This is a genomic window from Pseudarthrobacter arbutini (genome assembly GCF_054510915.1).
This window is the reverse complement of sequence record NZ_JBTNDQ010000020.1, coordinates 86534-96869: the sequence shown is the minus strand read 5'-3', so window position 1 is coordinate 96869 and position 10336 is coordinate 86534. Positions and strand designations below refer to the sequence as shown.

Here is a 10336-nt window from a genome sequence, read left to right as displayed (position 1 = left end):
CCTCCTCACCAACGACCCCGGCATGGGCGTCATCCGCCACGCCGACGCCGGCTACAACCGCGCCACCGACGTCGCCAAAGAACGCGGCGTCCGCATCCCCATGCAAGAAGGAATCACAAAGTGACGATCACAACCCACTCACCGCTCACCGTCACCCTCGGCTCCAGCGGCGTCACGCCCGAGGACGTTGTCGCCGTCGCCCGTCACAACGCCCAGGTGACCATCGCCCAGGAGGCGCTGGACACGATGGCGAAGGTCCGCGCGCACATCGACGAACTCGCGCACAGCGAGACCCCCGCCTACGGCATTTCCACCGGCTTCGGCGCGCTGGCCAACCGGCACATCCCCGGCGAGCTGCGCACCCAGCTGCAGAAATCGCTGATCCGCAGCCACGCCGCCGGCATGGGCCCGGCCGTGGAACGCGAGGTGGTCCGCGGCATCATGTTCCTGCGCGCCAAGACACTGGCCTCCGGCCGCACCGGCGTCCGCCCCGTCGTCCTGCAGACCATGGTGGACGTGCTCAACGCCGGCATCACCCCGGTGGTCCGCGAATTCGGCTCGCTCGGCTGCTCCGGCGACCTCGCCCCGCTGTCACACTGCGCCCTGGTGCTGATGGGCGAGGGTGAAGCGGAAGGGCCCGACGGCGTGACGTACGGCGGGCGGGGTGAGGCGCCTGTCGCCGAGCTGCTCGCCGGGCACGGCATCGAACCGGTCACCCTCGCCGAGAAGGAAGGCCTGGCGCTGGTCAACGGCACCGAGGGAATGCTGGGCATGCTCCTGATGGCCATCGCGGACCTTCGCCAACTGCTGACGACGGCGGATATCACCGCCGCGCTCAGTGTCGAGGCTCTCCTGGGTACGGACCAGGTCTTTGTGCCCGAACTGCATGCGGCGCTGCGTCCGCACCCCGGCCAGGCCGCCAGCGCGGACAACATGCTGCGTGTGTTATCGAACTCCCCGATCGTGGCCTCGCACCGGGTGGGGGACTCCAAAGTCCAGGACGCCTACTCGCTGCGCTGCGCGCCCCAGGTGGCCGGGGCCGCGCGGGACACGGTGGACTATGCCGCCCTCGTGGCATCCCGCGAGCTCGCCGCGGCCATCGACAACCCGGTGGTCCTGCCGGACGGGCGCGTCAGCTCCAACGGCAACTTCCACGGCGCACCAGTGGCCTACGTCCTGGACTTCCTGGCCATTGCCGTTGCGGACCTCAGCTCCATCGCTGAGCGCCGGACGGACCGGATGCTGGACCCGGCGCGTTCGCACGGGCTGCCGGCGTTCCTGGCCGCGGATCCGGGTGTCGACTCGGGCCTGATGATCGCCCAGTACACGCAGGCCGGGCTGGTCTCGGAGAACAAGCGCCTGGCCGTCCCGGCGTCGGTGGATTCCATTCCCAGCTCCGCCATGCAGGAGGACCACGTGTCCATGGGCTGGCACGCGGCCCGAAAGCTCCGCAAGGCCGTGGAGAACCTTCGCCGCGTCCTGGCCATCGAACTGGTGACGGGCGCCCGTGCCATCGACATGCGGACGCAGCTGTCCGACGGACAGCTCACCCCCGGCCCGGCAGGCGCTGCCGTGATCGGGGTGCTGCGGTCCGTCGTCGAAGGCCCGGGAACCGACCGGTTCCTGTCGCCGGAGCTGGAGGCAGCTGACCGTCTGGTTGCCTCAGGAAGGGTCCGGGCAGCCGCCGAATCCGCCGTCGGAATTCTTGCCTGACCGGGAATATCCTTCGGTCCTGCCGCCATATTCGTCCAATGTCGAAATATGGTGCAACACGAACAATTCGACGCCGGGAAGTGTAGTAGAACTGAAGGTGTAGTAAAAGTCACATCAAAGAGGCTGTGGCGCAGGACGTATACAAAGGGGTAGTAGTTCAAATGAAAGCACGTGGGGCTGTCCTGTCGAGGCGCAATGTCCACTCGGCCACCATCTCGGAGTGGGGAACGCTCAAAGCCGGGGACCGGGTGGAAATCATCAAACACGCGCACGTCATTGCGGCGGGCGAAGTGGAAGAAGTATCGCAGAGCGGGAACGTGCTGTGGCTCGTGCCGGCCACTCCGTCAGAAAAGGAACTTTTCCTTAAATCCGACGGTGTAGAAGTCCGCAGGAGTTAGGAACACAAGACCAAATAGCAAAGAGTCCCCGCCTTCCGTTACCGGAAGGTGGGGACTCTTTGCGTGGATCGCGGGCTGGATCGAAGCATCGATCGAAGCCCGGATCCAGGGCCGAATCAGCTCAGGCCGCAATGCTTTCGTACGTTTCACCAAATGGGACCGACTCGTCCAGGGCAACGGTGAAGCGTCCCGGGCGCAGGCGCGTAACAAGGATGCCGCAGGCGGCTTCTCTTGCCGGCTCGATCAGCGTGGCAACAGCGTTCTCCAGTCCTTCGTGCACCTCGTGCGCTGTGGAAAACTGCAGGTCGATGGACAGGGAAGCCGCGGCTTCGACGGCCGCCACGGCGGCCAGGGGGCGTTCCAAAAATGCTGTAGTCATGTGCCGAACTTTCTGTGTCTCGTGCCAAACGGCTCGATCCACTGTATCGGATACAGGACCTAGGATGTCAGATGACTGCTGTTTCGTGCGCCCAGACGCCAAAAATCCGAAGCTTGTTCGCCGGACCACACCGTCAGGGCGGGGTCCCGCGAACAAACTTCGGATAGAAGGTGGTGCCCGGATCAGCCCGCCATGCCCGCTTTGACGGCCAACACTGGACAATCAGCCTCGAGCAGGATCCGCTGCGACGTGCTGCCCATGATCAGTTTGCCCACCGGGCTGCGGCGGCGCAGCCCGATCACGATGAGCTCGGCGTTGTGCTCCTCCGCGGCATCAAGAACCTCCGCTGCGGCATCGTGGCCGCGGACCGGCTGCTTGATCACGTGGTCGATCCCGTGGGCGGCCAGGCGCGCCTCGATGCCCTGCATTTCGGACTCCTGGGCGTACCGGTTGTCCACCAGGGCATCACCCTTGGAGGAGTTGATGACCAGCAGCGTGCTGTTGCTCTTCCTGGCCTCGGCGATGGCCTGGGTCAGGGCCGCTTCGCCCTCCGGGGTAGGGACGTATCCCACCACAATCGTCATGGCTGTACCTCTTTTCTGTCAGTTGATCTTCTGCTGCGGGGCGGATGCGGGGGCGGGGCGGATGCCGGGCGGATGCCAGGACCGGGTAGCCGACTGGTTAGCCGTCGCCGTCCCCGTCGCCGCCAGTGGTGGCACGGTGGCTGCCCTGGCTGGCGCTGCCACCCGAGGCATCCGTCGGTTCGGATGCGCCGGAGCGGGTGGCGGGCACCCCTGCCGGCACTGCTGCCGGCCGGTTCCGGCGGATCAGCTTGAACAGCAGCGGCCACAGGAGGATGAGGGCGATGATGATGTAGATGCCGACGGCGATCGGCTCACTCCAAAGGCCGGCGGGGTCGCCGGCGCTGAGCTGCAGCGTCTGGCGGAGCTGCTTTTCGATGCGCGGTCCGAGGATGACTCCGAGGATGAGCGGCAGGACGGGAAGTCCGAATCGCCGCATCATGAAGCCAAGCGCGCCGAGCGCCAGCAGGAGCACTAGGTCGAACGCCTGCAGGTTCACCGAGTAGGCGCCCAGCGTGGCGAAGAACAGGATGCCGGCATACAGGTAGGGTCGCGGGATCTGCAGGAGCTTGGCCCACAACGGTGCCAGGGGCAGGTTGATGATCAGGAGCAGGAAGTTGCCAATGAAGAGGCTCGCGATGAGGGCCCACACCAGCGGTCCCTGGCTCTCGAACAGCTGTGGTCCCGGCTGGATGCCGTACTGCGTGAAGGCTGCCAGCATTACCGCAGCCGTGGCGTTGGTGGGCAGGCCCAGGGCCAGCATGGGGGTCAGAGTGCCGGCCGCGGCAGCGTTGTTGGCTGCTTCCGGACCGGCCACGCCCTCGATGGCGCCCTTGCCGAACTCCTCTGGGTGCTTGCTGAGCTTCTTCTCGGTGACATAGGAGAGGAACGTGGGGATCTCGGCTCCGCCGGCAGGAAGTGCGCCGAACGGGAAGCCGAACGCGGTGCCGCGGAGCCAGGGTTTCCAGGACCGTTTCCAGTCCTTTTTGCCCATCCACGGACGTCCCACGGGGATGACCTGCAGGGGTGTGCGGCGCAAGTGCGCGGCAACCCACAGCGCCTCGCCCACGGCGAAGATAGCCACCGCAACCACCACGATGTCCAGGCCATCAGCCAGGAGCGGTACGCCGAACGTGAGCCGGGCCTGGCCCGTGACCACGTCCAGGCCCACCAGGCCGATGGCGAGGCCAAGGCCCAGGGACGCGAAGCCCCGAAGGCGCGAGGAACCGAGGACCGCGGTGACCGCAAGCAGGGCGAGCACCATGATCGCGAAGTAGCTGGGGGCGCCCAGGCTGATGGCGAACTCCACCACGATCGGAGCGCAGACTGCCAGGAGGGCGGTGCCGATGGTGCCGGCCACGAAGGAGCCGATGGCCGCCGTCGCCAGTGCCTGCGCGGCCCTGCCGGCTTTCGCCATCTTGTTGCCTTCGATGGCCGTGACCACCGACGACGATTCACCCGGCGTATTAAGCAGGATGGAGGTCGTGGAGCCGCCGTACATGCCGCCGTAGTAGATGCCGGCGAACATGATGAAGGCGCTGGTGGGTTCCAGGGCGTACGTGACCGGAAGCAGGAGCGCAACGGTCATGGCCGGGCCGAGGCCCGGAAGGACGCCGACGGCGGTACCCAGGACGACGCCGATCACGGCGTAGAGGAAATTCATGGGGGTGAGGGCGGTGGCAAAGCCGTCCATCAGGGAGGAGAAGACATCCATCAGAGAATCCCTTCCAGGAGGCCGGCGGGCAGGTTAATGCCAAGGCCAAGGTAGAAGCCGTAAAAGGTCAGGAGGGACATTGCCACCGAGATGAGTCCGTCGCGGATGTAGTTCCGGCCGCCCAGTGCCCAGACGCTGCCCCAGAACAGGATGGTGCCGGAGATGACCCAGCCGGCCCAGTCGATCAGCAGGATGTTCGCGATGAAGGCGCCTGCCAGCGGCAGGACCGTCTTCCAGTCGGCGGGGTGGGAAAGGTCCACGTCCTCGCCGCCTTCCGCCTCGCCTTTGCCACCGCGGAGTACGTTGACGGCCAGCATGACGGCGCAGACCAGCAGCAGGCCGCCCACGATGAACGGCAGGGTCTTAGGTCCTACGGGATCAGACTGGGAGTAGGTGGTACCGATGCGGGTTGCATCCCAGATGACCAGGGCCCCGGCCGCCCCGAGCAGGAGGGCAACCCCCAGCTCGGAGCGGCCTTTGAGCCGTGAGGCCAAAGTTGGTGAGGAGCTCACGCCAGGCCAAGCTTCGTGAGGACGTCCGCCACCCGCTTGTCCTGCTCGGCCAGGAAGCTTTCGAACTCGGCGCCGGTGATGAAGGCGTCGCTCCAGCTGTTGGTCTTCAGGGCTTCCTTCCAGGCGGCCGTGCCGTGCATCTTTTCGAGTGCCGCGATCAGCTTGGCTTTGTCAGCGTCGGTGATGCCCGGAGGGGCCACGATGCCGCGCCAGTTGGTGAACACCAGGTCGATGTTGGATTCTTTGAGCGTGGGAGCGTCCACGCCGTCGAGCCGCTTCTCGCCGCTGGTCGCGAGGACGCGGACCGCACCGGATTCGATCTGCTTGAGGTATTCGCCTGCACCGGAGGCCGCGAAGCCCACCTTGTTGCCCAGGATGGCCGGGAGGAGGTCTCCACCGCCGTCGTAGGACACGAAGTTCACCTTGGTGGCGTCGATGCCCAGGGCTCCGGCCAACTGCATGGGCAGCAGGTGGTCAGGGCCGCCGGGGGAGGAACCGCCGCCAACGCTGATGGAACCCGGGTCAGCCTTCCAGGCGGTGACCAGGTCATCGATGGTTTTGTAGGGCGAATCCTTGTTGACCATGATGGCGCCGGGTTCTTCGATGAGCCGGGCCAGGGGGGTGGTGGCCGTCAGCTTGGACTCGGACTTGTTGGTGTAGCTCGCGCCCACCACGCCCAGGCCCATAAGCATGGTGAGGTCGCCGTTGCCCTTTTCGTTGACGATGCGGGCCAAGCCCACGGTTCCGCCGGCGCCGGCGAGATTGAAGACCTCGGGGTTCGTGGCGATTTTCTCGTCTTCGAGGACTTTGGCCGCCACGCGGGCGGTGGTGTCGTAGCCGCCGCCTGCGGTGTTGGGGACCATGATCTGGAGCCCGGTCAGCGGACCGGCGGGGGCGCCGGAGCTGGCTCCGTCAGTAGAGCTCTTCCCGGTGGCACCGCAGCCGGTGGCCATCAGGGCGATGCCGGCGGCGACGGCGGCAATTCGCAATGCGCGGATCTGGCGCATGGTGTTCCTCTTCTCTAAATCTGATCAGCAAGAAACTGACTGGTGATCCGATGCTAGGCCCCGAAGTGACGGGCATCACTCTTGTGTACGCAGAGAAAGTTAAGTTCATTGCGTTCACGTTTCCGGTGGCCAACCGGCGCCATGCAGCGCCCATAGTTCAGGTAGCCTGACCATCAGAGGCCCGACAATCAAGACCACGCAACCAGAGGAAAGAACCACAGTGACTCGACGAAGAGGCATGTCCCTTGCGGGGCAGTACCTGGTTCTGCAGTTGCTCATCGTTTTCGCCGTCCTGGTGGCCGTAGTGGCCATCTCCCTCGCCCAGTCGGCTGCGGCGTTCGAACGGGTTGAGGGCCGCCGGGCGCTGTCCGCTGCCGAAGCCCTGGGTGCCAATCCCACCGTCCGGGCGCTGCTGCCCGCGGCCGAACCCCGCGGCGGCTCAGCCCTTCCCGCCGTGGCCGAGTCGGTGCGGACGGTGTCGGGGTCCTCGCACGTAGCGCTCGCGAAGCTCGACCGCACAGTGGTTGCCTCCTCCAATCCCAGCCTCTTGGGCCAGCCCTTGGAACTCGGCGCCAGCCGCGTGCTCGAAGGCCGCGCGTGGACCGGCGTGGTGGACGGATCCGGCACGGAGGAACTGTCCGCGCACGTTCCGGTCCTCGACGACGCCGGAAAAATGATCGGCATCGCGTCCATCAGCCGGAACTATCCCTCCGTCCTGGAGCGGCTGGGGGATGCCGTGCCCAACCTTCTCACCTATCTCGGCGTGGCCAGTGTGCTGGGTGTTGCCGGCTCGCTGCTTCTGTCCCGCCGGGTCAAGCGGCAGACCCTGGGCATGGAACCGAGCGAAATCACCGGCCTGGTGGAAAACCGCGAGGCCTTGATCCATGGCCTGAAGGAAGGCGTGGTGGCGCTGGACCCGCACGAGCGCATCACCGTGGCCAACGACAGTGCCCGCGCGCTGCTGGGCCTGCCCGCTGACTGCGTGGGCAAGCGGCTCGCCGGCCTGTCCGTGGAGCCCGCGCTCAAGGAAGTCCTCACGCGCGAGCAGCCGGAGCCGGACCAGCTGGTGCTCGTTGGCGACCGGCTGGTGGTGCTGAACCGGGTTCCCATCCTTTCGCGCGGCCGCGACATCGGCTCCGTCACCACACTGCGCGACCGCACGGAACTGTCCGCCCTTGAGCGGGAACTCGGAGCCACCCGGACGGCAACCGACACGCTCCGCGCCCAGGCCCATGAATTTGCCAACCAGCTGCACGTGATCTCCGGCCTCATCCAGATCGGGGAGTACGATTCCGTGGTCCAGTTCGTCAACGGTGCCACGCTGGACCGGACCCGGCTCAACGACGAGGTGACCAGCCGCATCGAGGATCCGGCGCTCGCCGCACTCCTGATCGCCAAGTCGAGCCTCGCCACCGAACGCGGGGTCACCTTGCAGCTGGACCCGGAATCGGGGCTGAAGCGCGTTGATGATGAGCTGTCCCGGGACCTGACCACGGTCGTCGGGAACCTGGTGGACAACGCGTTCGACGCCGTCACCGGGCTTCCGGAGGCAGTGGTCAGGGTGTTCGTGGAGGACACAGCCGACGGCGTGACGGTCACCGTCCGCGATTCCGGCCCCGGCGTCGCCGGGGATCCGGGGGAGATCTTCCAGCAGGGCTTCACCACCAAGGACCCGGGCCCCGGCGGCAGCAGGGGCTTCGGCCTGGCGCTCTCCCGGGTGGTCTGCCGGCGCAGCGGCGGCGACCTCACGGTAACCAACAACAACGGGGCGGTCTTCACCGCCCGGCTGGAACGAACACGGAGAATGCAGCAATGATCAAAGTCCTGATCGTCGATGACGACTTTATGGTGGCCAAGGTCCACGCAGGGTTCATTCAGCGCACTCCCGGGTTCGCCGTCGTCGGGGTGGCCCATACCGGCGCCCAGGCGGTCATCGAAACGGGGCGGCTGCAACCGGACCTCGTGCTGCTCGATATCCACCTGCCGGACATCAACGGCCTGGACCTGATGCACAAACTGCGCGAAGTGGCCCCGGAACTGGATGTCCTGGTGATCAGCGCCGCCCGTGAGGTGGACACGGTGCGCAAGGCCCTCCGCGGCGGGATTGTGCATTACCTCATCAAGCCCTTCTCGCAGACTGACCTGCAGGAACGGCTGGAGCACTACCGCAGCGCCTACCAGGGCCTCGACTCGGCCAAGGATGTGGCGGAGCAGTCGGACGTGAACCGGGTGTTCGGGCTGGACCGGACCGATCGGCCGCTGCCGAAGGGCTGCAGCATCGAAACGCTGAAGCTGGTGGAAGCTGCCCTGAAGGAGGCCGACGGCGATCTCTCCGCCGCCGAAGTGGCTGTCCAGTTGGGCACGTCCCGGGTCAGTGCGCGCCGGTATCTGGAATACCTCCACGACGAAGGCGTGCTGGAGGTCCGGCTCAAGTACGGCGTGGGCAGGCCCGAGCGGCGGTATGTGCTGAAGGGCTAGGGCATGCCCAGTGCGGCCTCGATGGGACCGACGGCGAAGAACAGCAGGAACGCGCCGGCCACCGCCCACATCAGCGGGTGGACGTCCTTGATGCGGCCCTGGAAGGTCCGGATCAGGACATAGGCGATGAAGCCTGCGCCGAGACCGTTGGCGATGGAGTACGTGAACGGCATCAGGGTCATGGTCAGGAAAGCCGGGATGGCGATTCCCCAGTCCTGCCAGTCGATCTTGCCCACCTGGGAGACCATCATGAAGCCCACCACCACCAGGGCCGGGGCCACCGCCTCGAATGGAACGAGGTTGATCAGCGGGGTGAAGAACATGGCCACCAGGAACAGCAGGCCGGTGACGATGGACGCCACGCCCGTCCGAGCACCCTCGCCGATCCCGGCGCCGGCCTCAACATAGATCTGGTTCGAGGAGACGGAGGCGCCGCCACCCACGATCGCGCCGAGCGCGTCCACCTGGAGCACGCGGTCCACGTCCGGGATGTTGCCGTCCTTGTCCACCGTGCCGGCCTCGTTGGCCAGGCCCACCATGGTGCCCATGGCATCGAAGAAGATGCTGAGCAGGATCACGAATGCCAGCAGGGTGGCGGCTACGAAGCCCAGGTGTTCAAAAGCGCCGAACGGGTTGGCCTTGCCGATCAGCGACAGGTCCGGGGCGCTCCACCCAGTAAAGGACGGCGCCACGAGGGACCAGCCCTGCGGGTTGGCGGTAGTGCCGTCAAAGCTGGGACCGATGTGGAGGGTCATTTCCAGGATCACGGAAATGATGGTGGAGGCGATGATGCCGATCAGGATGGCGCCCTTGACCTTGCGGACCACCAGGGCGATGGTGAGGATCAGGCCGAACACAAAGACGGCCGTGGGCCAGCCCAGCAGCTTGCCGTCGAAGCCCAGGCCCACGGGAACGGTGGTGCCGGCAGCGTCCGGGATCCGGCGCACAAAGCCGGCATTCACCAGCCCGATCAGGGCGATAAAAAGTCCGATGCCCACCACGATGGCCGTCTTGAGCCCGTCCGGGACGGCCTTGAAGACGGCGGTCCGGAAGCCGGTGAGGACCAGGATCATCATGGTCACGCCGGACAGGACCACCAGGCCCATCATGTCCGGCCACGTCAGGCCCGGGTTCGTGGCGACCGTGACGGCCACAAACGCGTTCACGCCCAGCCCCGCGGCCAGCGCGAAGGGGTGCCTGCCCCAGGCGCCCATCAGGATAGTGAGGATGCCTGCCACAAAAGCCGTCACAGCGGCCACTGCGGCAAAACCAAGTGTGGTGCCGCTGGAATCCGGGCCGGAGAGGATCAGGGGGTTAAGCACCACGATGTAGCTCATGGCGAAGAACGTGGCAAAGCCGCCGCGGATCTCGCGGGAGAGGTTGGACCCCCGCTCGGATATCTTGAAGTACCGGTCCAAGGCAGAGCCCTGCTTAAGCATTAGTCCTCCGGGATGTGTTGTTGGGGTTACTTGATCCTAGAGGGCAGGGACCGCGCCTAGTGTGCGCGCCTAGAATGTCTGTCAGGAACCTCACAATGCCGAGCAATGTTGGAGA

General features: G+C 66.1%; 11 protein-coding genes. 5 read left to right on the top strand and 6 right to left on the bottom strand.

The features are described 5' to 3' along the window. The 3 genes from ACX80V_RS19775 to ACX80V_RS19765 form a co-directional block, all read left to right on the top strand. Positions 1 to 124, top strand: a 124-nt coding sequence (locus tag ACX80V_RS19775; protein ID WP_485844576.1) for a urocanase-related protein, incomplete at its 5' end; no start/stop codon positions are given. Then, positions 121 to 1713 (top strand): histidine ammonia-lyase, encoded by a 1593-nt coding sequence (hutH, locus tag ACX80V_RS19770; protein ID WP_485844567.1) that lies wholly within the window; start codon positions 121 to 123, stop codon positions 1711 to 1713. The genes ACX80V_RS19775 and hutH, both read left to right, overlap by 4 nt. Positions 1714 to 1874: 161 nt before the next feature. Beyond that, on the top strand, positions 1875 to 2111 hold the full coding sequence (locus ACX80V_RS19765) for a hypothetical protein (RefSeq protein ID WP_056348863.1): 237 nt from the start codon (positions 1875 to 1877) through the stop codon (positions 2109 to 2111). Positions 2112 to 2232: 121 nt separating this feature from the next. On the opposite strand, the gene ACX80V_RS19760 is transcribed toward ACX80V_RS19765, so the two are convergent. The 5 genes from ACX80V_RS19760 to ACX80V_RS19740 all read right to left on the bottom strand — a co-directional run bounded on the left by ACX80V_RS19760 (position 2233) and on the right by ACX80V_RS19740 (position 6304). Next, positions 2233 to 2490 (bottom strand): hypothetical protein, encoded by a 258-nt coding sequence (locus tag ACX80V_RS19760; RefSeq protein ID WP_485844566.1) that lies wholly within the window; start codon positions 2488 to 2490, stop codon positions 2233 to 2235. A 182-nt stretch (positions 2491 to 2672) separates the two neighbouring features. Then, positions 2673 to 3074 carry a universal stress protein gene (locus ACX80V_RS19755; protein WP_485844565.1) on the bottom strand — a complete coding sequence of 134 codons (402 nt, stop codon included), beginning with the start codon at positions 3072 to 3074 and terminating at the stop codon, positions 2673 to 2675. 97 nt (positions 3075 to 3171) lie between these two features. After that, a complete protein-coding gene (locus ACX80V_RS19750; RefSeq protein ID WP_485844564.1) occupies positions 3172 to 4785 on the bottom strand; it encodes a tripartite tricarboxylate transporter permease in 1614 nt (537 codons plus the stop codon). Next, on the bottom strand, positions 4785 to 5297 hold the full coding sequence (locus ACX80V_RS19745; RefSeq protein ID WP_058930262.1) for a tripartite tricarboxylate transporter TctB family protein: 513 nt from the start codon (positions 5295 to 5297) through the stop codon (positions 4785 to 4787). The genes ACX80V_RS19750 and ACX80V_RS19745 overlap by 1 nt, the downstream gene beginning before the upstream one ends. Next, entirely contained in the window at positions 5294 to 6304 is a 1011-nt protein-coding gene (locus tag ACX80V_RS19740) for a Bug family tripartite tricarboxylate transporter substrate binding protein (RefSeq protein ID WP_058930261.1), read from the bottom strand. Before ACX80V_RS19740 ends, ACX80V_RS19745 begins: the two co-directional genes overlap by 4 nt. A 238-nt stretch (positions 6305 to 6542) precedes the next feature. Here ACX80V_RS19740 and ACX80V_RS19735 point away from each other — a divergent pair, with 238 nt between their 5' ends. Both ACX80V_RS19735 and ACX80V_RS19730 read left to right on the top strand, forming a co-directional pair. Further along, positions 6543 to 8120 (top strand): sensor histidine kinase, encoded by a 1578-nt coding sequence (locus ACX80V_RS19735; protein ID WP_485844575.1) that lies wholly within the window; start codon positions 6543 to 6545, stop codon positions 8118 to 8120. Further along, complete coding sequence (locus ACX80V_RS19730; RefSeq protein WP_058930259.1) at positions 8117 to 8782, top strand: response regulator; 666 nt, start codon at positions 8117 to 8119, stop codon at positions 8780 to 8782. Before ACX80V_RS19735 ends, ACX80V_RS19730 begins: the two co-directional genes overlap by 4 nt. Here ACX80V_RS19730 and ACX80V_RS19725 read toward each other — a convergent pair. Then, on the bottom strand, positions 8779 to 10221 hold the full coding sequence (locus tag ACX80V_RS19725; protein ID WP_058930258.1) for an NCS2 family permease: 1443 nt from the start codon (positions 10219 to 10221) through the stop codon (positions 8779 to 8781). The genes ACX80V_RS19730 and ACX80V_RS19725 overlap by 4 nt on opposite strands. Positions 10222 to 10336 lie beyond the last annotated feature (115 nt).

What these genes read in the sequence shown, in the direction of transcription:
- ACX80V_RS19765 (WP_056348863.1), top strand. Translation starts at nt 1,875, where the DNA reads ATGAAAGCACGTGGGGCTGTCCTGTCGAGGCGCAATGTCCACTCGGCC.
- ACX80V_RS19760 (WP_485844566.1), bottom strand. Translation starts at nt 2,490, where the DNA reads ATGACTACAGCATTTTTGGAACGCCCCCTGGCCGCCGTGGCGGCCGTC.
- ACX80V_RS19755 (WP_485844565.1), bottom strand. Translation starts at nt 3,074, where the DNA reads ATGACGATTGTGGTGGGATACGTCCCTACCCCGGAGGGCGAAGCGGCC.
- ACX80V_RS19750 (WP_485844564.1), bottom strand. Translation starts at nt 4,785, where the DNA reads ATGGATGTCTTCTCCTCCCTGATGGACGGCTTTGCCACCGCCCTCACC.
- ACX80V_RS19740 (WP_058930261.1), bottom strand. Translation starts at nt 6,304, where the DNA reads ATGCGCCAGATCCGCGCATTGCGAATTGCCGCCGTCGCCGCCGGCATC.
- ACX80V_RS19735 (WP_485844575.1), top strand. Translation starts at nt 6,543, where the DNA reads ATGTCCCTTGCGGGGCAGTACCTGGTTCTGCAGTTGCTCATCGTTTTC.
- ACX80V_RS19730 (WP_058930259.1), top strand. Translation starts at nt 8,117, where the DNA reads ATGATCAAAGTCCTGATCGTCGATGACGACTTTATGGTGGCCAAGGTC.
- ACX80V_RS19725 (WP_058930258.1), bottom strand. Translation starts at nt 10,221, where the DNA reads ATGCTTAAGCAGGGCTCTGCCTTGGACCGGTACTTCAAGATATCCGAG.